The 23708-nt window shown below is 73.4% G+C and carries 21 protein-coding genes and 1 riboswitch; of the genes, 12 read left to right on the top strand and 9 right to left on the bottom strand.

Annotated elements, in window-relative coordinates:
* Together AC060K_RS12135 and AC060K_RS12130 are read left to right on the top strand one after the other, a co-directional pair.
* Positions 1 to 393, top strand: coding sequence for a DUF3817 domain-containing protein (locus AC060K_RS12135; RefSeq protein WP_483765669.1), 393 nt, complete (start codon positions 1 to 3; stop codon positions 391 to 393).
* On the top strand, positions 390 to 1691 hold the full coding sequence (locus AC060K_RS12130; RefSeq protein WP_483765668.1) for a ThiF family adenylyltransferase: 1302 nt from the start codon (positions 390 to 392) through the stop codon (positions 1689 to 1691). The genes AC060K_RS12135 and AC060K_RS12130 overlap by 4 nt, the downstream gene beginning before the upstream one ends.
* An 80-nt stretch (positions 1692 to 1771) precedes the next feature.
* On the opposite strand, the gene AC060K_RS12125 is transcribed toward AC060K_RS12130, so the two are convergent.
* From AC060K_RS12125 to thiO, 3 genes are all read right to left on the bottom strand, one after another.
* Positions 1772 to 2587, bottom strand: coding sequence for a thiazole synthase (locus AC060K_RS12125; protein WP_483765667.1), 816 nt, complete (start codon positions 2585 to 2587; stop codon positions 1772 to 1774).
* Entirely contained in the window at positions 2584 to 2832 is a 249-nt protein-coding gene (gene thiS / locus AC060K_RS12120) for a sulfur carrier protein ThiS (protein WP_483765666.1), read from the bottom strand. The genes AC060K_RS12125 and thiS overlap by 4 nt, the downstream gene beginning before the upstream one ends.
* A complete protein-coding gene (thiO, locus tag AC060K_RS12115) occupies positions 2829 to 4100 on the bottom strand; it encodes a glycine oxidase ThiO (protein WP_483765665.1) in 1272 nt (423 codons plus the stop codon). Before thiO ends, thiS begins: the two co-directional genes overlap by 4 nt.
* Positions 4092 to 4196: riboswitch (TPP riboswitch) on the bottom strand. It overlaps the preceding gene by 9 nt.
* A gap of 32 nt (positions 4197 to 4228) precedes the next feature.
* On the opposite strand from thiO, the gene thiE reads away from it, so the two are divergent.
* Positions 4229 to 4879, top strand: a complete 651-nt coding sequence (thiE, locus tag AC060K_RS12110; protein WP_483765664.1) for a thiamine phosphate synthase — start codon at positions 4229 to 4231, stop codon at positions 4877 to 4879.
* Between the two features lie 103 nt (positions 4880 to 4982).
* Positions 4983 to 5708 carry a YceI family protein gene (locus tag AC060K_RS12105; RefSeq protein ID WP_483765663.1) on the top strand — a complete coding sequence of 242 codons (726 nt, stop codon included), beginning with the start codon at positions 4983 to 4985 and terminating at the stop codon, positions 5706 to 5708.
* A 99-nt stretch (positions 5709 to 5807) separates the two neighbouring features.
* Here AC060K_RS12105 and AC060K_RS12100 read toward each other — a convergent pair whose 3' ends face one another.
* On the bottom strand, positions 5808 to 6704 hold the full coding sequence (locus tag AC060K_RS12100; RefSeq protein ID WP_483765662.1) for an SURF1 family protein: 897 nt from the start codon (positions 6702 to 6704) through the stop codon (positions 5808 to 5810).
* A 207-nt stretch (positions 6705 to 6911) separates the two neighbouring features.
* Here AC060K_RS12100 and AC060K_RS12095 point away from each other — a divergent pair, with 207 nt between their 5' ends.
* From AC060K_RS12095 to AC060K_RS12075, 5 genes are read left to right on the top strand one after another with little or no spacing between them, the layout of a single operon-like run.
* Positions 6912 to 9422, top strand: a complete 2511-nt coding sequence (locus AC060K_RS12095; RefSeq protein ID WP_483765661.1) for a phosphoketolase family protein — start codon at positions 6912 to 6914, stop codon at positions 9420 to 9422.
* Between the two features lie 10 nt (positions 9423 to 9432).
* Positions 9433 to 11553, top strand: coding sequence for a phosphate acetyltransferase (gene pta, locus AC060K_RS12090; RefSeq protein WP_483765660.1), 2121 nt, complete (start codon positions 9433 to 9435; stop codon positions 11551 to 11553).
* The gene (locus AC060K_RS12085) at positions 11550 to 12749 is read left to right on the top strand and encodes an acetate/propionate family kinase (RefSeq protein WP_483765659.1); all 1200 of its coding nucleotides are present in this window, start codon (positions 11550 to 11552) and stop codon (positions 12747 to 12749) included. Before pta ends, AC060K_RS12085 begins: the two co-directional genes overlap by 4 nt.
* Positions 12746 to 13792 (top strand): DUF4031 domain-containing protein, encoded by a 1047-nt coding sequence (locus AC060K_RS12080; protein ID WP_483765658.1) that lies wholly within the window; start codon positions 12746 to 12748, stop codon positions 13790 to 13792. The genes AC060K_RS12085 and AC060K_RS12080 overlap by 4 nt, the downstream gene beginning before the upstream one ends.
* Before the next feature lie 28 nt (positions 13793 to 13820).
* Complete coding sequence (locus AC060K_RS12075; protein WP_483765657.1) at positions 13821 to 14420, top strand: SanA/YdcF family protein; 600 nt, start codon at positions 13821 to 13823, stop codon at positions 14418 to 14420.
* 5 nt (positions 14421 to 14425) lie between these two features.
* On the opposite strand, the gene AC060K_RS12070 is transcribed toward AC060K_RS12075, so the two are convergent.
* From AC060K_RS12070 to AC060K_RS12060, 3 genes are all read right to left on the bottom strand, one after another.
* Complete coding sequence (locus AC060K_RS12070; RefSeq protein ID WP_483765656.1) at positions 14426 to 16036, bottom strand: succinic semialdehyde dehydrogenase; 1611 nt, start codon at positions 16034 to 16036, stop codon at positions 14426 to 14428.
* Between the two features lie 87 nt (positions 16037 to 16123).
* On the bottom strand, positions 16124 to 16552 hold the full coding sequence (locus tag AC060K_RS12065; protein WP_483765655.1) for a GNAT family acetyltransferase: 429 nt from the start codon (positions 16550 to 16552) through the stop codon (positions 16124 to 16126).
* On the bottom strand, positions 16549 to 17673 hold the full coding sequence (locus AC060K_RS12060; protein WP_483765654.1) for a GuaB3 family IMP dehydrogenase-related protein: 1125 nt from the start codon (positions 17671 to 17673) through the stop codon (positions 16549 to 16551). The genes AC060K_RS12065 and AC060K_RS12060 overlap by 4 nt, the downstream gene beginning before the upstream one ends.
* Positions 17674 to 17846: 173 nt before the next feature.
* Here AC060K_RS12060 and AC060K_RS12055 point away from each other — a divergent pair, with 173 nt between their 5' ends.
* Together AC060K_RS12055 and AC060K_RS12050 are read left to right on the top strand one after the other, a co-directional pair.
* Entirely contained in the window at positions 17847 to 18569 is a 723-nt protein-coding gene (locus tag AC060K_RS12055; protein WP_483765653.1) for an exonuclease domain-containing protein, read from the top strand.
* 73 nt (positions 18570 to 18642) lie between these two features.
* Positions 18643 to 20196 carry a UDP-N-acetylglucosamine 1-carboxyvinyltransferase gene (locus AC060K_RS12050; RefSeq protein ID WP_483765652.1) on the top strand — a complete coding sequence of 518 codons (1554 nt, stop codon included), beginning with the start codon at positions 18643 to 18645 and terminating at the stop codon, positions 20194 to 20196.
* A gap of 69 nt (positions 20197 to 20265) precedes the next feature.
* Here the strand turns inward: AC060K_RS12050 and guaB are convergent, their stop codons facing one another.
* A complete protein-coding gene (gene guaB / locus AC060K_RS12045; RefSeq protein ID WP_483765651.1) occupies positions 20266 to 21789 on the bottom strand; it encodes an IMP dehydrogenase in 1524 nt (507 codons plus the stop codon).
* Between the two features lie 72 nt (positions 21790 to 21861).
* Positions 21862 to 23064 (bottom strand): MerR family transcriptional regulator, encoded by a 1203-nt coding sequence (locus AC060K_RS12040; RefSeq protein WP_483765650.1) that lies wholly within the window; start codon positions 23062 to 23064, stop codon positions 21862 to 21864.
* 202 nt (positions 23065 to 23266) lie between these two features.
* On the opposite strand from AC060K_RS12040, the gene AC060K_RS12035 reads away from it, so the two are divergent.
* A complete protein-coding gene (locus AC060K_RS12035) occupies positions 23267 to 23554 on the top strand; it encodes a WhiB family transcriptional regulator (protein ID WP_125773679.1) in 288 nt (95 codons plus the stop codon).
* Positions 23555 to 23708 lie beyond the last annotated feature (154 nt).

Below are 23708 nucleotides of genomic sequence, written 5' to 3'. Positions count from 1 at the left end.
GTGAGCACCGAGATCACCACCGACGCAGCGACCACCGCGATCCGCAAGGCGCGGGGGGCCCTGTACCGCTACCGGTTCATGGCGCTCCTGACGGGTGTCATGCTCCTCGTCCTGGTCGTCGAGATGGGGATCAAGTACGGGCTGGGGGCGGTCACCGACGTGTCGGGGATCATGCCCTTCATCGCCTGGGTGCCCTTCGCGCACGGCTGGATCTACGTGGCGTACCTCGTCACCGTCGCCGACCTCTGGTCCAAGATGCGCTGGGGCTTCGGGCGCCTGGTCACGATGGTCCTCGCGGGCGTCGTGCCGGTGATGTCGTTCGTGCTGGAGAAGAAGGTCCACTCGGAGGCGCTGGCGAAGCTCGCCGCGCTGGAGGAGCGCTACCTGTCGTGACGAACCCCGTCACCACGGGCGCCCCCGCCCCGGCGCTCCCGCCGCTGGTCGCCCCCGGGCCGGAGCTCACCCCGGACGACCTCGCCCGCTACGCACGCCATCTCTCCCTGCCCGGCGTGGGCGTCGAGGGCCAGCGCCGCCTCGCGGCGGCGCGCGTGCTCGTCGTGGGCGCCGGCGGGCTCGGCAGCCCGGCTCTCCTGTACCTGGCGGCGGCCGGCGTCGGCACGCTCGGCATCGTGGACGACGACGTCGTCGACGCCTCCAACCTGCAGCGCCAGGTGCTGCACGGGGCCGGTGACGTGGGCCGGCCCAAGACGGCCTCCGCCCGCGAGACGCTGGCGGGGGTCAACCCGGCGACGCGCGTCGTGGAGCACCGCGAGCGCCTCGGCTCGGCCAACGCGCGGGACCTCCTGTCGGGCTACGACCTGGTGCTCGACGGCTCCGACAACTTCGCCACGCGCTACCTCGTGTCCGACGCCGCGGAGCTCGCCGGTGTGCCCGTCGTCTGGGGCGGCCTCTACCGCTTCCAGGGCCAGGTCGCCACGTTCTGGGCCGCGCCGCCGGGCGGCGTGCCGGGCGTGACGTACCGGGACGTCTTCCCGGAGCCGCCGCCGCCCGCGCTCGCCCCGGACTGCGCCACCGGCGGCGTGCTGGGCGCCCTCTGCGGCACGATCGGCTCCGTCATGGCGACGGAGGCGATCAAGCTCGTCACCGGCGCGGGGCGCACGCTCCTGGGCAGGCTCGCGGTCTACGACGCGCTCGAGCTCACCTGGCGCCACCTCACGGTGCGCCCCGACCCGTCGCGCGCCCCCGTCACCGAGCTGCCCGACGACGCCGCGTACGCCACCTTCTGCGGCCTGCCCCCGGCGCCGACCGACGCCGCGCAACTGGCCGGCGCCTACCCGGTCACCGCTCAGGGCGAGGCCGACGCGCGGCCCGGCCCATCGCCGTCGGCCACCGTGACCCCACGCGAGCTCGCCGCGCTGCGCGACCGGGCCGTCGGGGCCGACGAGCCCTTCGTCCTGGACGTCCGCGAGGACTGGGAGGTGGCGATCGCCGCCCTCGACGGCGCGCACGTGGTCCCCTCGGGCGACTTCCTGCGCGGCGACGTCGCAGCGGCCACCTCGCACGTGGCCGACCTCGCGGGCGGCCGCACGGTCCACGTCCTGTGCAAGTCGGGCGTGCGGTCGGAGCGGGTCGCGGCGGTGCTGCGGGACGCCGGGCTCGACGCCCGGAGCGTGGCGGGCGGCATCGTGGCCTGGTCGCGCGACGTGGACCCCACGCTCCGCTCCTACTGACCGTTGCTGTGGGTATGGCTGTGGTGTGAATCCGCGGCGATATTCACGTCATAGCCATACCCACAGCGATGGTCGGCCTGTCAGAGCGCCAGGTCCAGGTTGCTCACCGCCATCCGGCCCTCGGCCGGCGACGACGCCAGCGCCCCCTCGCGCCGGGGGATGCGGCCGGCGTGGGCGGCGTCGTACCCGGCCTCGACGGCGAGGCGCATCGCCCGGGCCATCCGGACCGGGTCCCCGGCGCGGGTCACCGCGGTGGCGAGCAGCACGGCGTCGCAGCCGAGCTCCATCGCGAGCGCGGCGTCCGACGCCGTGCCGATCCCCGCGTCGAGGATCACCGGCACCTGGGCCGAGCCCGCGATGGCCGCGATGTTCCGCGGGTTGAGGATCCCGAGCCCGGACCCGATCGGCGCGCCGAGCGGCATCACGGCCGCGCAGCCGACGTCCTCGAGCCGGCGCGCGAGCACCGGGTCGTCGTTCGTGTACGGGAGCACCACGAAGCCGTCGCGCACCAGCTCCTCGGCGGCCTCCACGAGGCCGAGGGGTTCGGGGAGGAGGCTGACGTCGTCGGCGATCACCTCGAGCTTGACCCAGTCGGTGCCGCACGCCTCGCGGGCGAGGTGCGCCGTGAGGACCGCCTCCCGCGCGGAGAAGCAGCCCGCGGTGTTGGGGAGGGCACGGATCCCGAGGCGGTCGAGGAGGCCCCACACGGAGGCGTCGCTCGCGGGCGCGCCCGGCCGTGGTCTGGCAACCCGCCGCAGCGCGACCGTCGTCAGCTCCGTGCCGGACGCGACGAGCGCCTCTTCGAGCGCGAGCAGGCTCGGCGCGCCGCCGGTGCCCATGACCAGCCGGGAGCCGAGCGGCGTCCCGGCGATCGTCAGCGTGCCCACGGCGCTCATCCGCCCTGCACCGCGGTGACGAGCTCGACGCGGTCGCCGGGCGACAGCATCGTCGTGGTCCAGGCGCCGCGCGGCACCACGGCGTCGTTCACGGCGACGGCCACGCCCTGGGGCGTGCCGTCCACGACGCAGCCGGGCACCAGGGCGACCACCAGCTGGTCGATGCGCGCGCCGCGGTCCAGCGCGTACGGCTCGTCGTTGACCACCGCGTACGCGGTGGGCGGGGCGGAGGACGGGGAGGTCATGCGGGGGCTCCTCGGGTCGGGGCAGGGGTGGGTGTGTCAGGGCCGGCGGTCCCCGGGCGGGCCGGGGTGAAGCGCCGTGGGTCGGCAGCGGCCAGGGCGGCCGGTGGCTCGCGGCCGGTCAGGACGGCGAGCACCGCGTCGGCGGTGATCGGCGCGAGCAGCACGCCGTTGCGGTAGTGGCCGGTGGCGAGGCACAGGCCGGGCACCTCGGTGGCGCCCACCAGGGGGAGGTTGTCGGGCGTGGCCGGCCGGGCCCGCGGGGTCACCTCCACCAGGGCGGCCTCGTCCAGCGCGGGAAGGAGCGCCCGCGCGTCGCGGAGCAGGGCGAACACGCCGCCCGCGGTGGCGCGACGGTCGTCGGGCGCCTCCTCGCTGGTCGCGCCCACGACCACCTCCCGGTGCTCCGGTCCCCCGCCCGGCGCCGCGCCGGTCCCCGGCGCGCGCGGCACCACATAGACGGGCCGCCCCTGGACGACGCCGCGCACCACGTGCTCCGGTGCACCGCCCGGCGCGGCGTCGAGCCGGAGGGTCTGCCCCCGCACGGGCCGGACCGGCACGGCGACGGGCAGGTCCGCGACCAGCTCCGCCGACCGCCAGCCGGCGGCCAGCACCACGGTCCCGGCCCGGTACTCACGCCCGGAGTCGTCCAGGGCCCCGGTGACGGCCCCCCGGTCGCGCAGCAGGCGGACGGCGGCCCGGTGCACGACGACGGCGCCCGGCTCGGCAGCGAGTCCCGCCAGGAGGGCGGCGTGCGTCGCGCGGGGGTCGGCCGTGTGGTCGCCCGGCATCCAGGCGGCGCCGCTCACGCGGGGCCCGAGGAGCGGCTCCCTGCGACGCGCCTGCGCGGGCCCGAGCTCGGTCGAGTCGAGCCCCCAGCGTCGGTGGAGCCCGGCCCAGCGGCGCAGCTCGGCCATGTCGTCGGCGTCGTACGCGGCGGTGAGCGTGCCGGTGGTCCGCAGGCCGGTGCCGGCCCCCGTCGCGGCCTCCAGGCCGGCGGCGAACGCGGGCCAGGCAGCGGCCCCCGCGAGACCGAGGCGGGCTGCCGCCTCCTCGCCGAACCACGACTCGCTCACCGGGGCGAGCATCCCGGCGGCGGCGTGCGTGGCCCCGTCGCCCGGCGCGGGGTCGAGGACGGTGACCGTCAGCCCCGCGCGGGCAGCCCGCCACGCCACGGCGGCGCCGACGATCCCCGCCCCGACGACGAGCACGTCGACAGGGCGCGCGGACGCGCCCTCGGGGGGACCGGGGTGGTGCCGTGGCACCGTCATCTGGCTGCTCCCTTCGCTGGCATGACCCAGATCAGGTTCGACGGTCGGCGCTCCAACGCCCTCTCAGCCCCGTCCGGGGCTCCCGTGCGTGGCCCACCCTACTCCGGCCGCTGGCTAGGCTGACCGGCGTGACCGACTTCCGGGCCCGCCTGGCCGACGCCCGCCTCTACCTCTGCACCGACGCCCGCGAGGAGCGGGGCGACCTCGAGGACTTTCTGCACGCCGCGCTGACCGGCGGCGTGGACGTGGTCCAGCTCCGCGACAAGACGCTCGACGTGGCCCGCGAGCTCGAGCTGCACCGGCTCGTCGCACGGGTGGCCGCCGAGCACGGCGCGCTCTGGGCCGTCAACGACCGGGCCGACGTCGCGGCGCTCACCGGCGCGCCCGTGGTCCACACCGGCCAGCGGGACCTCCCGGTCGCGGGGGTGCGCTCGCTCGTCGGCCCGGTACCGGTGCTCGGCCGCTCCACCCACTCCCGCGAGCAGGCCGCGGCGGCCGAGGCCGACCCGGACGTGAACTACTTCTGCGTGGGCCCGCTGTGGGCCACGCCGACCAAGCCGGGTCGAGCCGCCGTCGGCCTGGACCTGCTGCGCCAGGTCGCGGAGAGCCGCCCGGCCACGCCCTGGTTCGCGATCGGCGGCATCGACGCCGACCGGCTCGGTGAGGTGCTGGACGCGGGGGCGGAACGGATCGTCGTCGTGCGCGCGATCACGCAGGCTGCCGACCCCGAGCGCGCGGCGCGCGAGCTCCGTGAGCGGGTCGTCGCAGCGACCGGCTGACCCTCCCCGGCCGCCTGTCAGGCGGTTCCCAGCGTGGGAGGGCAGGCTGGTACCGGCGCCGGTGGTCGCCCGCCGCGCCTGACCTGTGAACCCTGGAGGAGACGTGGCGGCACCCAGCACCCCTGGCAGCACCGGTCCGGCGAGCTCCGGCTCCCGCAGCCCGGCCCGGATCGTCCTGTGGGTCGTGATCGGCCTCGTGGTCCTCGCGCTCGCCGTCTTCGGCGGCACGCGCCTGTACGCGAGCATGCAGACGGGCGACGACGTCGCGGCGCCCGCCGTCGGCACCGAGGCCCCGGTCTCGGCGGCCGCGGTCGAGGACCTCGACGGCGAGTACGCCGTGGCCGAGGGCTCCGAGGCCGGCTACCGCGTCGACGAGGTGCTCGCCGGCGAGGACGTGACGGTGGTGGGCCGCACCGACCAGGTGACCGGCTCGGCGACCATCGCGGACGGCGAGCTCAGCGAGGCCACCGTCGAGGTCGACATGGCGAGCATCGAGACCGACGAGTCCGCACGTGACGGCCAGTTCCGGTCCATCCTCGACACCGCCACGCACCCCGTCGCCACCTTCGAGCTCGCCTCGCCCGTGGACGTCTCGGCCGTGGCCGACGGCGAGACCGTCACCGTCGAGGCCCCCGGCACCATGACCATCAAGGGCACCTCGCAGGACGTGACCGCCACCCTGCAGGTGCGCCTCACCGAGGCCGGTGCCGAGGTCAGCACGCAGATCCCCGTGGTCTTCACCGACTACGGCGTCGACGCCCCGAAGCTCGGCTTCGTGACGGTGGAGGACGAGGGCTTCGTGGAGGCCCAGCTGCAGCTCGCCCGCTGACGCCACGGACCGCCGTCACCAGGTAGTTCTTCCCCGCCTCGACCGCAGAAAGGGAACAGCTACCTGGTCGCGGGGCGCCGGTGCGGGCCCGCCGCCGGCTCAGCCCGGGAGGCCCGCGATCCCCGTCGCCGGGTCGGACGCGTCGCCGCCACGGCGGCGGCCGCCGGCCATGTCGTCGCGCACCATGCGGACCCAGAGCGCCACGGCGAACGCTCCGAACACCCACCACTGGAGGGCATAGAACGCGTTCTGCACGTTGACGCCGGAGCCCCCGTCGAGGGTAGGGCGGGGAAGGAGGGCGGGCCCGTCAGCCGCCGGCGAGGGCGACGCGTCCGAGAGCACCACGTACCCGGTATAGACCGGTCCGCCCCACTCCTGCACGAGAGCCCCGAGCGCGATCCGGTCCACCTGCCCCTCGGGCAGCACGGGGCCGCCGCCGGAGACGGCCTCGCCCGCCTGGAGCCAGCCCGTCACACGGATCTCTCCGGCGGGAGGGCCGACGGCTTCGCCGGGCGACGCGACCCAGCCGCGCACCACCGCCACCGCGGGCGGGCCCGACAGCCCGGCCCACGAGCCGCCGCCGGTGCCGTCGTCGGACACGCGGAGCGGCGTGAGCACCAGGTACCCCTCGCGCCCGTCGAGGACGCGCCCGGGCACCAGGCGCTGGCCGTCCGGCTCGTACTCTCCCTTGACCTGGACCTGCCGGCTGACGAGGTCGCCGGGGAAGGACTCCTGCGGTGCGAGCACCTCGCCCAGCCAGGCGGGCCCTTCCGCCACGGCCTCCGCGGCGGCCTGCCGGTCGGCGAGCTCCGCGCGCTCGTACGCGCGGTCCAGCTGCCAGACGCCGAGGCGCCCGCACACCGCCGCTGCCAGGAGCAGCAGGAGCAGGACACCCACCATGCGGGGCTCCCGCGCCACCTCCCAGAAGGTCCGACGCCGGTCGCCCGCCTCGGGCGTCGGCGTCACGGACGCCGGGGTCGCGACGGGAGAAGGCATGCCCCCACGGTAGTCGTCCGCGACCGCTCCGGCGGAATCCTCGCGGCCCTCAGGTGTGCGGTCTCCGTCACGGAATATGACCTGACAGAGCGCCAGATCCACCTCACCCCGATCACCTGGTGCGCCCGGGCATGTTCTGGGGTCGAATGAAAGCGCGGCGCACGTCGCCGCAGCCGACCCGACAGCCCTGGCAGACAGGAGCGTGTGATGACGACGACCACCGTCCCGAGCACCGACCGAGCGGCCACGGAGGGCGCCTGGCGCGCCGCCGGCACCGCGGAGCCGGGGCCCGAGGAGCTGGACCTGATCGACGCGTGGTGGCGCGCGGCCAACTACCTCTCCGTGGGCCAGATCTACCTGCTCGACAACCCGCTGCTGCGGGAGCCGCTCACCCGGGACCACGTCAAGCCGCGCCTCCTCGGCCACTGGGGCACCACGCCCGGCCTGACCTTCCTCTACGCGCACCTGAACCGGGCGATCAAGGCCCGGCAGCAGCCCACCCTCTACGTGACCGGCCCCGGCCACGGTGGCCCGGGCCTGGTCGCGGCCGCGTACCTGGACGGCACCTACTCCGAGTACTACAGCGACATCACGCAGGACACCGAGGGCGTGAAGCGGCTGTTCCGGCAGTTCTCGTTCCCGGGCGGCATCCCGAGCCACGTGGCCCCGGAGACGCCCGGTTCGATCCACGAGGGCGGCGAGCTGGGCTACGCGCTCAGCCACGCGTACGGGGCCGTGTTCGACAACCCGGACCTCCTGGTCGCGGCGGTGGTGGGCGACGGCGAGGCGGAAACCGGGCCGCTCGCCACGAGCTGGCACTCGAACAAGTTCGTCAACCCGGCGCAGGACGGCGTGGTGCTGCCGATCCTGCACCTCAACGGCTACAAGATCGCCAACCCGACGGTGCTGGCGCGCATCCCCGAGGACGAGCTCCGCAACCTCATGGTGGGGTACGGGCACAAGCCGTACTTCTTCGCCGTGGAGGACGAGTCGCAGGAGTCGCCCGCCGAGTTCCACGCACGGTTCGCCACACTGCTGGACGAGGTCCTGGACGAGATCGCGGCCATCAAGGCCCGCGCCGCCGACGGTGACCTGACGCGCCCCATGTGGCCCATGATCGTGTTCCGCACGCCCAAGGGCTGGAGCGGTCCGGACACCATCGACGGCAAGAAGACGACGGGCTCGTGGCGGGCGCACCAGGTGCCGCTGGCGAGCGCCCGCGACACGGAGGAGCACCTGCAGGTGCTCGAGCAGTGGCTGCGGTCGTACCGCCCGGAGGAGCTGTTCGACGAGGACGGGTGCGTGCTGCCCGAGATCGCCGCGCTCGCGCCGGAGGGCTCGCTGAGGATGAGCGCGACCCCGCACGCGAACGGCGGGCTCCTGCTGCACGACCTGCGGCTCCCCGACTTCCGGAAGTACGCCGTGGACGTGCCTGCGCCGGGCGGCTCCGTCTCCGAGGCGCCGCGTGTCCTCGGGCAGTGGCTGACCGACGTGATCCGCCTGAACCCGACCAACTTCCGCATCTTCGGGCCGGACGAGACGGCGTCGAACCGCCTGCAGGCGGTGTACGAGGTCACGGACAAGCAGTGGAACGCCGACTTCCTGGGCAAGGACGTGGACGAGCACATGGCTCGCGCCGGCCGCGTCATGGAGATGCTCAGCGAGCACCAGTGCCAGGGCTGGCTGGAGGGCTACCTCCTGACGGGCCGGCACGGGCTGTTCACCAGCTACGAGGCCTTCATCCACATCGTCGACTCGATGTTCAACCAGCACGCCAAGTGGCTGAAGGTCACCAACCACATCCCGTGGCGCCGGCCGATCGCCTCGCTGAACTATCTGCTGAGCAGCCACGTGTGGCGGCAGGACCACAACGGCTTCAGCCACCAGGACCCCGGCTTCATCGACCATGTGGTGAACAAGAAGGCGGAGATCGTGCGGGTGTACCTGCCGCCGGACGCGAACACCCTCCTGTCCACCTACGACCACTGCCTGCGCAGCCGGCAGTACGTCAACGTGGTGGTGGCCGGCAAGCAGCCGGCGCCCAACTTCCTCACCATGGAGCAGGCGGTCGAGCACTGCACCCGCGGCCTGGGGATCTGGGAGTGGGCGGGCACGGAGGTGCCCGGCGAGAAGCCGGACGTGGTCCTCGCGGCGGCGGGCGACGTGCCCACCCTGGAGGTGCTGGCGGCGGCCGACATCCTGCGTCGCGAGCTGCCCGAGCTGAAGGTCCGCGTGATCAACGTGGTGGACCTCATGCGCCTGCAGGACTCCCGCGAGCACCCGCACGGGCTCACGGACTCGGAGTTCGACGGGCTCTTCACCGCGGACCGGCCGATCATCTTCGCGTACCACGGCTACCCCTGGCTGATCCACCGCCTGACGTACCGCCGCACGGGCCACGCGAACCTGCACGCCCGCGGGTACAAGGAGGAAGGCACCACCACCACGCCGTTCGACATGGTCATGCTCAACGACCTCGACCGGTACCACCTGGTCATCGACGTGATCGACCGCGTGCCGTCGCTCGGCGCGGCACAGGCAGGCCTGCGGCAGCGGATGCAGGACGCCCGGCTCCGTGCCCGCGCGTACACGCGCGAGCACGGGGAGGACATCCCCGAGGTGCGCGACTGGGTGTTCCCGGACGTCGGGGAGACCGCGACCGAGGAGGGCGGGCCGCAGTACAGCGCCGCGCTCGACACAGGCGGCGACAACGAGTAGAGATGCGTCCATGACCGCGAGCCCGACAGTCCGTTCCCTCGTCATCGCGTCGCCCGAGGGGGAGACCGGGAAGTCGACGGTCGCGCTGGGGGTCCTCGACCTGCTGGTCCGCCAGGTCCAGCGGGTCGGGGTCTTCCGCGCCGTCTCCCGCGTCCCCTCCGCGGGGCCGGACACGCCCGACCGCGACTACGTCCTGGAGATGCTCCTCGAGCACGACGGCGTGGACGTGCCGTACGAGGACGCCGTGGGCGTCACGTACGACGAGGTCCATGCGGACCCGGAGGCGGCGCTGTCGCGCATCGTCTCCCGGTACCACGACATGGCCGCACACTGTGACGCGGTGGTGGTGCTGGGCACCGACTACACGGACGTGGCGGGGCCCACCGAGCTGTCGTTCAACGCGCGTATCGCGGCGAACCTCGGCGCGCCGGTGCTGCTCGTCGTCTCGGGGCGCGAGCGCACCCCGGACGCGGTGCGCGCCCTGGCCGAGGTGAGCCTGGCCGAGCTCCGCGCGAACCATGCCCAGCCGGTCGGCATCGTCGTCAACCGGTGCGGCACGCAGCCGGGCGCGCGGCCCGACGACGTCCGCGCCGCCCTCACCGACCTGCGTGCGGAGGAAGACCTTCCGGTGTGGGTCATCCCCGAGGAGCCGTTCCTCACCGCCCCCACCGTGGGACAGCTCCTCGAGGCGGTGGACGGCGAGCTCACGCTCGGCGACCCCGAGCTGCTGACCCGCGAGGCGCTGGACGTGCTCGTCGGGGCGATGAGCTTCGAGCACCTGCTGGAGCGGCTGTCCGACGGCGCGGTGGTGATCACCCCCGGTGACCGCACCGACGTGCTGATCGGCCTGCTCGCCGCGCAGACGGCGCCGACGTTCCCGTCCCTGGCGGGCATCGTGCTCGGCGGCGGGTTCTACCCGGAGGGCCGGACCGCCGAGCTGGTGGCCGCGCTGGAGCCCAAGGTCCCCATCATCCGCACGGACGGCGACACGTACCCCGTGGCGCGGGCGGCGGCCAAGACGCGCGGGCGGGTCACTCGTGCCTCCACCCGCAAGATCGACACTGCGCGGGCCCTGTTCGAGAAGAACGTGGACGGCGAGGAGCTGGCCGCACGGCTCGACGTACCGCCACCGCAGGTCGTCACCCCGCTGATGTTCGAGTACCGCCTCATCGAGCGAGCACGGGAGGAGCGGCGGCACGTGGTGCTCCCGGAGGGCGACGACGACCGCATCCTGCGGGCCGCGTCGACGGTGCTGGCGCGCGGGATCGCCGACCTGACCATCCTCGGCGAGGAGACCGCGGTCCGCGGCCGCGCCACGGAGCTGGGCCTCGACCTCGAGACGGCGCGGGTGCTGTCGACGACCGACCCGGAGAGCGTGAAGCGCTTCGCCGAGGAGTACGCCCGGCTCCGGGCCCACAAGGGCATGACCGTGGAGCGGGCTCGCGAGGTGGTCACCGACGTGTCGTACTTCGGCACCATGATGGTGCACCTGGGCCTCGCCGACGGCATGGTCTCGGGCGCCGCGCACTCCACCGCGCACACCATCCGGCCGTCGTTCGAGATCATCAAGACGCAGCCCGGGGTCTCGTCGGTGTCGTCGGTGTTCCTCATGTGCCTGGAGGACCGCGTGCTGGTCTACGGCGACTGCGCGGTCATCCCCGACCCCACCGCCGAGGAGCTGGCAGACATCGCGATCTCGTCCGCCGCCACGGCCACCCAGTTCGGGGTGGACCCGCGGATCGCGATGCTGTCCTACTCGACCGGCACGTCCGGCTCGGGGGCCGACGTGGACAAGGTCCGCACCGCGACGGAGCTGGTCCGCGAGCGCCGTCCCGACCTCGACGTGGAGGGCCCCATCCAGTACGACGCCGCGGTGGACGCGTCGGTCGCGGCGTCGAAGCTGCCGGGGTCCGACGTGGCGGGGCGCGCGACGGTGTTCGTGTTCCCCGACCTCAACACCGGGAACAACACCTACAAGGCGGTGCAGCGCTCCGCCGGCGCCGTGGCGGTGGGCCCGGTGCTGCAGGGCCTGAACAAGCCGGTCAACGACCTGTCCCGCGGGGCGCTGGTCCAGGACATCGTCAACACCGTGGCCATCACGGCCATCCAGGCGCAGGGAGCGACCCGATGACGTCGACAGTGCTGGTGCTCAACTCGGGCTCCTCGTCGCTGAAGTACCAGCTCGTGGACCCGTCGTCGGGCGACGCGCTCGCCTCGGGCGTGATCGAGCGCATCGGGGAGGAGTCGGGCCGGGTCAAGCACGAGGCGGGCGGGAGCACGGTGGAGCGGGAGCAGCCGGTGCCGTCGCACGCGGACGCGCTCAGGCTGGCGCTCGGCCTCTTCGACGAGGCCGGGCCGTCGCTGGCCGAGGCGGGTGTGCGCGCCGTCGGGCACCGGGTGGTGCACGGTGGCGCGCTGTTCTCCGCGCCTGTGCTCCTGGACGACGACGCGGTGGCGGAGATCCGTTCCCTGGTCCCGCTGGCGCCGCTGCACAACCCGGCGAACGTGACGGGGATCGAGGTGGCGCGTGAGCTGCTCGGCGTGCCGCACGTCGCGGTGTTCGACACCGCCTTCTTCTCGACGCTCCCGTCGGCCGCCGCGACCTACGCGGTGGACCGCAAGGTCGCTGAGGAGCACGGGGTGCGCCGCTACGGCTTCCACGGGACGTCGCACCAGTTCGTGTCGGCCGCGGTGGCGGCGCACGCCGACGTCCGGGCGCTGGGCCGGTCCCCGCTGCGGCAGGTGGTCCTCCACCTCGGCAACGGGGCGTCGGCGTCGGCGGTGCTCGACGGCGTGGCCGTGGAGACCTCGATGGGGCTCACGCCGCTGGAGGGGCTCGTCATGGGCACGCGGTCGGGTGACCTCGACCCGGCGATCGTGTTCCACCTGGTTCGCAACGCGGGGATGTCGGTGGACGACGTCGACACGCTCCTCAACAAGTCGTCGGGGCTCAAGGGCCTCGCCGGCGTGAACGACATGCGCGAGCTGCAGGGTCTGGTGGCCGCGGGTGACGAGCCGGCGCGCCTGGCGATGGACGTCTACCTGCACCGCCTCCGCAAGTACGTGGGCGCGTACGCGGCGGTGCTGGGCGGGATCGACGTGCTGACGTTCACGGCGGGCGTGGGCGAGAACGACGTCCGCGTGCGGGCCGGTGTCGTGCAGGGCCTGGGGTTCCTCGGCCTCGAGGTGGACCCGGAGCGCAACGAGGCTCCGTCGCGCGAGGCGCGCGTGGTCTCCCCGGCGGGCGCACCGGCCCTGGTGATGGTGGTCCCCACGAACGAGGAGCTGGCGATCGCCCGCCAGGCGATGGAGCTCGTGAGCAGGTGACCGTCCTGATCGACCCGCCCGCCTGGCCTGCGCACGGGACGCACTTCTCCCACCTCGTCTCGGACCAGTCGCTGTACGAGCTCCGGATCTTCGCTCGTGCGGCGGGCGTGCCCGACCGAGCACTCGACCTCGACCACTACGACGTACCGGCCCACCGCTACGACACGCTCGTCGCGGCCGGTGCCCTGCCGGTCGACGGCCGGGAGCTGGCCCGCCGCCTCGGCGGCTCGGTGCTACGCGTCTCCGGCGCGGAGCGGGGTCGCGCGTCGCGGGAGTCCCTCGCGGCCCGCTGGTCGGCCCTCCGCCCGGGTGAACCCGGCTGCCCGACGTCGGCCGGGTCGCCCGGGAGCGCCGTCTCACCCGAGGCGTGGGGCGCCCTGGGCGAGGACCTCCTCGACCGCTGGCGTGAGCCGCACCGCGTCTACCACACGAGACTCCACCTGGCGCAGTCCCTGGACGCGCTGGACCTCCTGCTCGGCGATCTGGCCGCGGCCGGCACGCCGGTGGACCCGGCGACCGTCTGGGCCGCCCGCGTAGCCCTGTGGTTCCACGACGCGGTCCACGACGGCGAGGCCGGCCGCGACGAGGAACGCTCGGCGGACCTGGCCCGCACCTCCCTGTCCGCTGTGGGTATGGCTACGGCGACAATTCCTGCCGAGATTCACGCCACGGCCATACCCACAACGGAGGGCGGACCCGCGTCGGGCAGCCTCGTCGAGGAGGTGGCGCAGCTCGTGCTCGTGACCACCGCTCACGACCCAGCGCCCGGCGACCTCGCCGGTGCCCTGGTCAGCGACGCGGACCTCGCCGTCCTGGGCGCGGCACCCGGCACCTACGCCCGCTATGCGCAGCAGGTGCGCGCCGAGTACGCGGACGTGCCCGGGCTGACGTTCAGGCTCGGGCGCGCCGCGGTCCTCACCCAGCTGCTCGCGGGCGGGAACCTCTTCCGGACCGCGCCGGGCGTCGCCCGGTGGGAGAAGCCGGCGACGTCGAACCTCCGCACGGAGCGCCGGTCCCTGCTCCGCCCCCCGCCGGGACAGTGAGTTCGTCCGACCAGGTAGCGTGCCGTCCGTGAAGATCGCGCTCATCGTCCTCGCCGTGCTCGGTCTCGCCTTCGCGGTGCCCGTCGCCTGGGTCCAGGGTGTGGGGCAGTCCCGGGTCCGGGCGAGCGTCCAGGGCGTCGAGAAGGTGGACGCGATCGTGGTGCTGGGCGCCGGGCTGCGGGAGGACGGCACGCCGTCGACCTTCCTCCGGCGCCGGGTCGACGGAGCAGTCGCCCTCTATCGCGCGGGCGTGGCGCAGACCGTGATCCTCAGCGGCGACGCCCACACCCGCCCGAACGGCACCCGGTACGACGAGCCGGCGTCGATGCGCGACTACGCCGTGAGCCAGGGAGTGCCCGAGGGCGCGCTGGTCCTCGACGGCGAAGGGTACAACACCACCGCCACGTGCCGCCGTGCCTACGACGTGTTCGGCGTGCGGACCGCCGTGGTCGTCACGCAGGACTACCACCTGCGGCGCACCCTGTACTCGTGCGTGGAGGCCGGGCTGGACGCCGTCGGCCTCGGAGTCAGCGCGGCGAGCGTGCTGCCGCTGAAGTCGGCGTGGTGGCACGTCCGCGAGCTGCCCGCGAGCTGGAAGGCGGCGGTGCGCCCGCTGGTCGGGGCCTAGCCAGGTCAGCGCAGGCGGAGGCGCCGCATCGCGTGGAGGGCGGCGGTGAGCACCTCGCTCGGGCGGTCGTCGTCCAGGCCGTAGAGCGCGTCCAGGGTGGCACCGATCCGGGCGCCGCGGTCGACGACGATCGTCTGCGTCTCGGTCAGCGCCTCGATCGACGCGGCCCCGTGCCGACGACCCAGCCCCGACGCCTTCCAGCCGCCCAGGGGCGCGGACACGGAACCCCACAGGAGCGCGTACCCGTCGTTGATCGCGACCGAGCCGGCCTCGACGCGGGCTGCGATCCGGCGCGCCCGGGCGACGTCCGACGAGTAGACGGAGGCGTGCAGGCCGTACTCGGTCTGGTTCATGACGCGGACGGCCTCGTCGTCCGACGCCACGCGGGTGACCGCCACGACGGGCCCGAAGGTCTCCTCACGGGTGCACAGGGCAGCGCTCGGGACGTCGTCGAGGATCGTGGGCGCGTAGAAGTACGGCCCGATGTCGCTACGGTGCACCCCGCCGGCGAGCACCCGTGCGCCGAGCGCCAGGGCGTCGTCCACGTGCGCCTCCACCTTCGCGAGCTGCTCGGCGGAGACGAGCGAGCCCACGTCGGCCGAGTAGTCGAGCGCGGCGCCGAGCCGCAGCGCACGGACCGCAGGGACGAACCGCGCGAGGAACTCGTCGGCGATGTCCTCGTGCAGCACGAGGCGTTCCACCGACAGGCACATCTGGCCGGTGTTCGCGAAGCACGCGCGGATCACCGACGGCACGGCCGTGAGGACGTCCGCGTCCTCGGCGACGTACAAGGGGTTCTTGCCGCCGAGCTCGAGCGTGGCACCCACCAGCCGCTCGCCCGCCCGCGCCGCGACCTTGCGGCCGGTCGCGGTGGAACCCGTGAACGCGACGTGGTCCACGTGCTCGATCAGCTCGGCGCCCACGTCGCCGGCCCCGGCGACGACCTGGAAGAGCCCGGCCGGGAGCCCCGCGTCCTCAAGGACCTCGGCAGCCCAGAGGGCGGTGAGGGTGGTCTGGGGGTCGGGCTTGAGCACCACCGCGTCGCCCGCGAGGAGCGCCGGCAGCGCTTCCGAGAGCGCAAGGGTGAGCGGGTAGTTCCAGGGGGCGATGACACCCACCACCCCGACCGGGCGACGGTGGACCCGGACGCCGGTGAGGAGCGGGAGCATGCCCGCCAGGCGCCGGGGCGCGAGGTAACGGGGGCCGCGCACGGCGAAGTGGCGCGCCACCTGGGCCGCGTCGGCGACCTCCTCGAACGCCGAGCGGCGGGACTTGCCCGTCTCCATCTGGACCAGGTCCAGCACGTCCGACTGGCGGTCGAGGACGATGCGGCCGAACCGCCCGAGGACGCCCGCCCGCTCCCGGACCGGGACGTGCGCCCACGAACGCTGGGCGGCCCGGGCGCGTTCCACCGCCCCGGCCACGTCGGCGGCCGACGACAGCGGCAGCGTCGCCAGGGGCGCCCCCGTGAAGGGGCAGATCGACCGGTGGGTACCGGCCTCGTGCGACGTGACGATGCGCGCGAGGAGCGGTGCGACGACGTCCGGCTCCAGCACGTAGGTAGCCTCCGGCTGCTCCGGGTCGATCACGCTTCCGACTGCTGCGTCGTCGATCATGGCGGCCACCCTACGCGGAAAACCCTGAGCCCCGTAGCCCCCACCGAGTGAAAATCAGCAACCGATTGCTCGGGGCATCGCGAGGCGTCACGGGCGGTCGAACCAGCGCCCGAGGACCGTCGTCTCCTGGTCCGCGTAGCCGAGCCGCTCGTAGAAGCCGGCCACCTTCGTGTTGGTGGTACGGACCATGAGCTGGACCTTGCGCGCGCCCTGACCCGCCAGCCAGGCCTCGCCGGCGACGACCGCTGCACGGCCGAGCCCGGCGCCCTGCCGGTCCGGGGCGACCGCGACGTAGTAGAGCCAGCCCCGGTGCCCGTCGAGCCCCGCCATCACGGTCGCCACGACGGCACCGGCGTCCCGCGCGACGAGGATGGTCGAGGTCTCCCCCGTGCGCGCGTCGGCCACGTCGCGGTGCGGGTCGTTCCACGGGCGAGTGAGCCCGCAGTCGCGCCACAGAGCGACCACCTGCTCGACGTCGGCGTCCGTGATCTCGCGGAACTCGACCCCCGCCGTCACCGCGGCTGGTAGGGCGAGACCACGACCTCGACGCGCTGGAACTCCTTGAGGTCGGAGTAACCCGTCGTGGCCATCGCGCGCCGGAGCGCGCCCACCAGGTTCAGCGTGCCGTCGGCCTGCTGGCCCGGCCCGAAGAGGATCTCCTCGAGCGAGCCCACGGTGCCCACCTCGACCCGCTCGCCACGCGGCAGCTGGGCGTGGTGCGCCTCCGGGCCCCAGTGCCAGCCCTTGCCCGGCGCCTCAGCGGCACGGGCCAGCGCGGCACCCAGCATGACCGCGTCAGCACCGCACGCCACGGCCTTGACGATGTCGCCCGAGCGGCCCACGCCGCCGTCGGCGATGACGTGGACGTAGCGACCGCCGGACTCGTCGAGGTAGTCGCGGCGGGCGGCCGCCACGTCGGCGACTGCGGTCGCCATCGGCGCGTGGATACCCAGGCTGACGCGCGTGGTGTGCGCGGCGCCGCCGCCGAAGCCGACCAGCACCCCCGCCGCGCCGGTGCGCATGAGGTGCAGCGCCGCCGTGTAGGTGGACGCACCGCCCACCACGACGGGGACGTCGAGCTCGTAGATGAAGCGCTTGAGGTTCAGCGGCTCGGCGTTACCGCTCACGTGCTCCGCCGAGACGGTGGTGCCGCGGATGACGAACAGGTCCACCCCGGCGTCGACCACCGTCTTGTAGAACTCCTGCGTGCGCTGCGGCGACAGGGCGCCGGCCACGGTCACGCCCGAGGCCCGCACCTCGCGCAGGCGCTCGGTGATCAGCTCCTCCTTGACCGGCTCGGCGTAGATCTCCTGCATGCGCCGGGTGGCCTCGCCGGCCGGCAGCTGGGCGATCTCCTCCAGCAGCCGCTCCGGCGACTCGTAGCGGGTCCAGAGGCCCTCGAGGTCGAGAACACCGAGGCCACCCGCACGGCCCAGGGCGACGGCGGTGGCCGGGCTCATCACAGAGTCCATGGGCGCCGCCACGATCGGCAGGTCGAAGTGGTAGGCGTCGATCTGCCAGCCGACCGAGACGTCCTTCGGGTCGCGGGTACGGCGGGACGGCACCACCGCGATGTCGTCGAAGGAGAAGGCGCGCCGCCCGCGCTTGCCACGTCCGATCTCGATCTCGTTGCTCACCGGGACAGCCTACCGACCCGCGCGGGCGGCGGCCGTGGATGTCGGTGACGGGTGGCACAGTTCGTGGTGCAGGAACCGGACGGGTCACCAGGACCGCCGGTCACCTGCACGGACGGGCGCCACGCGGCGTAGATCACGCAGTGGTGGATCACACACAGGGGAGGAGCGCACCGATGGACCAGGACTGGACACGGGGGCCGCTGCTGGGCTTCGACACGGAGACCACGGGGGTCGACGTCGGAGGCGACCGCATCGTCACGGCCGCGCTCGTGCTGCGCGTGCCGGGGGTGAGCACGGACGTGCGCACCTGGCTGCTCGACCCCGGGGTGGAGATCCCGGAGGAGGCCGCCGCGATCCACGGGATCACCACCGAGCACGCACGCGCCCACGGCGAGGCACCGCGCAAGGCGCTCGACGAGATCGCCGCGGAGCTGGCGCTCCGCCTCCGGCAGGGTGTGCCCGTCGTGGCGTACAACGCGGCCTTCGACCTGTCCATCCTCGACGCCGAGCTCACCCGCAACGGCCTCGCCACACTGCCGGAGCGGCTCGGCACGTCGGTGGGACCCGTCATCGACCCGCTCGTCATCGACCGGTGGAAGGACCGCTTCCGCCAGGGGAAGCGCCGACTCGGCGACCTGAGCGAGTGGTACGGCATCACCAACGAGGGCGACCTGCACTCCGCGGACGTGGACGTCCTCGCCACCCTCGACGTGCTGCAGGCGCTCGTGACCCGGTTCCCGGAGCTCGCGGAGATGTCGCTGCTCGAGCTCCACCACGAGCAGGCGGGCGCCCACCGCGAGTGGGCCGAGGGCTTCAACGAGTGGCGGGCGAGGCAGGGGCTGGACGGTCCCGGAGCGTCGGGGCTGTGGCCTGTGCAGAACGCACGGAGCGCATAAGACAACCGCTGGTCACGCGCTTCTTTCGCCGTTTGGCGCGAGCGTATCTCATAGGTGAGATACGCTCGTCGTCATGACCATCGGTATGACGACCGTCAGCGAGATCCCCACCGTGGATGCCGCCCAGGTCGGAGCGCTCGTCCGCTCCGCCCGGCGACACCGGGGACTCACCCAGGCACAGCTCGCCGAACGACTCGGGACCAGTCAGAGCGCCGTCCACCGGATCGAACAGGGCCAGCAGAACCTCAGCCTCGAGATCATCGGCCGGATCAGCGCAGCCCTCGAGTCCACGCTCATCAGCGTCGGCGCTCCCAAGCACTCCCACCTCCGCGTCGAGGGCGGTCACCAGCTCTCGGGCCGCATCGAGGTGAACTCCTCCAAGAACGGCGCGGTCGCGCTGCTCTGCGCGTCCTTGCTGAACAGCGGCCGCACGGTCCTGCGTGGCGTGGCCCGCATCGTGGAGGTCGACCGCATCGTCGACGTGCTCCGGTCGGTCGGCGTGCGCGCCGAGTGGTCGGCCGACGGACGGGACCTCGAGATCGTCCGGCCGGCCACCCTCGACCTGAGCCGGATCGACGTCGACGCGGCGGTCCGGACCCGCTCCATCATCATGTTCTTCGGCCCGCTGCTCGGCACCGAGGAGCGGTTCGAGCTGCCGTACGCCGGCGGGTGCGACCTCGGCACCCGCACGGTCGAGCCGCACATGATCGCGCTGCGGCCCTTCGGCCTGGACGTCACGGCCACCGCGAACCGCTACCACGCCACCGTCTCCCGGGCGAGCGGCGACCTGTCGATCGTGCTCACCGAGCGTGGCGACACGGTCACCGAGAACGCGCTCATGGCGGCCGCCGGGCGCGACGGCGTCACGACTATCCGCAACGCCAGCTCCAACTACATGGTCCAGGACCTGTGCTTCTACCTGGAGCTGCTCGGCGTCAGGATCGAGGGCATCGGGACCACGACGCTCCGTGTCCACGGCCGGCAGCGAATCGACGCCGACGTGGAGTACGCGGTCTCGGAGGACCCGGTCGAGGCGATGAGCCTGCTCACCGCCGGCATCGTCACCGGGTCGGAGATCACGGTGGCCCGCGTCCCGATCGAGTTCATGGAGATCGAGCTCGCCACGCTCGCCGAGATGGGCCTCCAGTACACGCTGAGCGACGAGTACCTCGCGCGCAACGGCCGCACGCGGCTCGTGGACGTCACGGTGCACCCGAGCACGCTCCGCGCCCCGATCGACAAGATCCACCCCATGCCGTTCCCCGGCCTGAACATCGACAACCTGCCGTTCTTCGCGGTGATCGCCGCGTGCGCCACCGGCACCACGCTGATCCACGACTGGGTCTACGAGGGCCGTGCGGTACACCTGACCGACCTGACGCGGCTGGGCGCCGACGTGCGGCTGCTCGATGCGCACCGGCTCCAGGTGACGGGCCCCACGCGCTTCTCGGGTGCTGAGGTCAGCTGCCCGCCCGCCCTACGGCCGGCGGTGGTCATCCTGCTCGGCATGCTCGCCTCGAAGGGCACCTCGGAGCTCCGCGGCGTCGACATCATCGCCCGCGGCTACGAGCAGCTCACCGAGCGCCTCATCGAGCTGGGCGCGCACATCGAGACCTTCCGCGACTGATACGGTGAGCGCAGTGATCCCTGCCAGGCTCTCTCGCCGGAGCCTGGCAGGGATCACTGTCTTGTCCGGTCAGTGCCGGCCGTAGTTGGGCGCCTCGACCGTCATCTGGATGTCGTGCGGGTGCGACTCCTTGAGCCCCGCCGCCGTGATGCGCACGAAGTGACCGCGCTCCTGCAGCTCCGGGATGGTGTGCGCACCCACGTAGAACATCGACTGGTGCAGCCCGCCCACGAGCTGGTAGGCCACCGCGGAGAGCGGGCCGCGGTAGGGGACCTGACCCTCGATGCCCTCGGGCACGATCTTGTCGTCGGCCACCACGTCCGCCTGGAAGTAGCGGTCCTTCGAGTACGACTTCTTGCCGCGCGACGCCATGGCCCCGAGCGAGCCCATGCCGCGGTAGTGCTTGTACTGCTTGCCGTTGACGAACACCAGGTCGCCCGGGGACTCGTCGCAGCCCGCGAGCAGCGAGCCGAGCATGACGGTGTCGGCGCCGGCCACGAGAGCCTTCGCGATGTCACCCGAGTACTGCAGCCCGCCGTCGCCGATGACCGGGACACCGGCCGGACGGGCCGCGAGGGACGCCTCGTAGATGGCCGTCACCTGCGGCACACCCACACCCGCGACCACGCGCGTGGTGCAGATCGAGCCCGGCCCCACGCCCACCTTCACCGCGTCCGCGCCCGCGTCGACCAGCGCCTGGGCGCCCGCCCGCGTGGCGACGTTGCCGCCGATGACCTGCACGCCCGCGAACGCGGGGTCCTTCTTGAGCTTGGTGATCATCTCGAGCAGGAGCCGCGCGTGGCCGTTGGCCGTGTCGGCCACCAGCACGTCGACGCCCGCGTCCCGCAGGGCCGCAGCGCGGTCGAGCGCGTCGCCGAAGAAGCCGATGGCGGCGCCCACACGGAGCCGGCCCTCGCCGTCCTTGGTCGCGTGCGGGTACTGGTCCGCCTTGGTGAAGTCCTTGACCGTGATCAGGCCGCGGAGGTGGCCCGTACCGTCCACCAGGGGCAGCTTCTCGATCTTGTGCTTGGCGAGCAGCGCCGCCGCGTCGTCCCGCGAGATGCCCACGGGCGCGGTCACGAGCGGCATCTGCGTCATGACCTCACGGACCTTGCGGGTCTCGAAGTCGGCGGGGTTCACGAAGCGCAGGTCGCGGTTGGTGATGATGCCGACGAGCTTGCCGTCGGGCTCCACCACCGGCAGGCCCGACACCCGGTACGTGCCGCACAGCCGGTCGAGCTCGGCGAGCGTGGCCTCGGGGCCCACCGTCACGGGGTCGGTGATCATCCCCGACTCGGACCGCTTCACGCGGTCGACGTGGCTGGCCTGGCGCTCGATGGACAGGTTGCGGTGGATGATGCCGATGCCACCCTGCCGGGCCATGGCCACCGCCATGCGCGACTCGGTCACCGTGTCCATCGCCGCCGAGAGGAGCGGGACCCGCACGTCGATCTCCCGGGTCAGGCGCGACGTGGTGTCGACCTCGCTGGGGATGACGTCGGTCTCGTTCGGCAGCAGCAGCACGTCGTCGTACGTGAGGCCGAGGAAGGCGAACGGGTCGCGCGCGGGCACCCCAGAGGTCGAGTCCGTCATGTCAAGAGTCTACGCCGAGCACCCCGTGACCCGGCCAGCGGGTCCGGGGGTCGCGTGCGTCACGCGAGCCGGTCACCGCAGGACGGCGAGCACCTCGTGGAGCAGCCCGTTGAACGACCGCAGCTGCTGCACCGTGGGGCCGAACGGCAGGTCCGACGCCGCGGCGTCCCGGCGCAGACCCACGAAGATGGGCAGCTCGGGATAGCTCTCGTGCACCGCGTGCACCACATCGAGGTCGGGCCGCGCCTGGGTGGTGGCGAGCACGAGGGCCGCCGGCCGGACCATGGTGACGAGCTCCACGGAGCGGTGCGTGCTCGCCGGTCCCGTCACGATCTTGGCCATCGACCCTTGTGCCGCCAGCGCCGCGGCGAGCGCGTGCGCGGACAGGGGCACCAGCTCGTCCGGCGCGGCGAACACGAGCACGATCTTGCGCATCCGGCTCGGGTGGTTGGCCGGCGGGCCGCCTGCCTCGACGATCGCCCGCTCGAACTCCTCGGTGTAGTTGCGCAGCGCCCTCAGCGCAGCCGTGGCGAGCACCACCTCCGGGACCTCACCCGGCGTCGCGAGGACGGTGCGCTCCGCGACGCGGCGCCACGCGGGCTCGACCAGCTCGGTCCACCAGGTGGCGGGGTCGCCGTCGGGGCCCAGTGCCAGCAGGGCGTCGCACGACGTGCGGTTGTAGGCCAGCGCCGCGTCCACCAGGGCCGACAGCCGCCCCGGCGTGGGCGCCGCGGGAGCAGACCTCAGCGTGGCCACGGTGCTCGCGGCAGCGCCGCCGGGGAGGGCGCGCAGGTGGCCGCGCCGGAGCGTCTCCTCCTCGCTGCCCGACGACGGCGCCCCGGCCCCGGCGGGCGCCTCGCCTCGCGCTCGGCCGAGGTCGCCAGGAGCGGCGGGAGGTGCGGTCAGCGGCCCGCCGAGCGCATCGGGGTCGTGGCCCTCGTCCTGGCCGCCCCCGGCACCCTCGCCGTCGTCCTGCAGGTCACCGACGGTCGTGAGCTCCTCGGCCCCCGCCTCCTTGGCGAGCTGCGCGGCGTCCGCCGGCGCGTGTCCCTCGAGCGTGAGCCGTCGCATCACCATGAGGCGGGCGACGTCGTCGGGCGTGTAGCGGCGGTGCGAGCCGGCGGTGCGTCCCGAGGGCCCCAGCCCGTAGCGACGGTCCCAGGTGCGCAGGGTCGCCGGAGCGACCCCGAGCCGCCTGGCGACGGCAGCGACGGCAAGGCCGGGACTGGACGCGCGTGACCCGCCCGTGGACGGGGCAGGTCGCGAGGATGTCATGCCTCGATTCTGCCGAGACGGACAGGCTGTCGCCACTGCGAACCCCGGCGAGCCGCGTAACTGCGGCCATTTCGTTGCAGTTCCGAACAAATCAGGTCACGAACCGAGCCAGCCCTGAAACGCTTTTGTCACGATCGAATCGGTCTGGATCATTTCGGCACGCCCCTTGAACAATTTCTGCACAACTTGTAGGTTGTTCGGCATGACGGAGATCTCGAGGCTTCCCGGACCGGTGATGGAACTGTGGGAGTGGCAGTACCAGGGGGCGTGCCGCGATGCGGACGACACCCTGTTCTTCCACCCAGAGGGCGAGCGGGGCTCCACCAGGCGCCGCCGCGCGGAGGCGGCCAAGGCGATCTGCCGCAGCTGCCCCGTGATGATGCAGTGCCGGGAGCAGTCGCTCCGGGTGCGCGAGCCTTACGGCGTCTGGGGCGGCCTGAGCGAGGACGAACGGGCCGCGATCCTGGCGGGCAAGGCCGTCAGCGCCTGACGGACCGCACCCCAGACGAGCGTCGGTACCGCTGTGCCGCGCCCCGCGCGAGCAGCCGCCCGCCCGTGCAGATCTGGCCGCACGAGCAGATCTGGCCGCACGAGCAGATCTGGCCGCACCACCCCGAGCACCTGAGCGTCCGGAGCGTGCCGCG

It is taken from the genome of Antribacter sp. NEAU-D49 (genome assembly GCF_057158775.1).
This window is presented reverse-complemented; position numbering and strand designations above follow the sequence as displayed.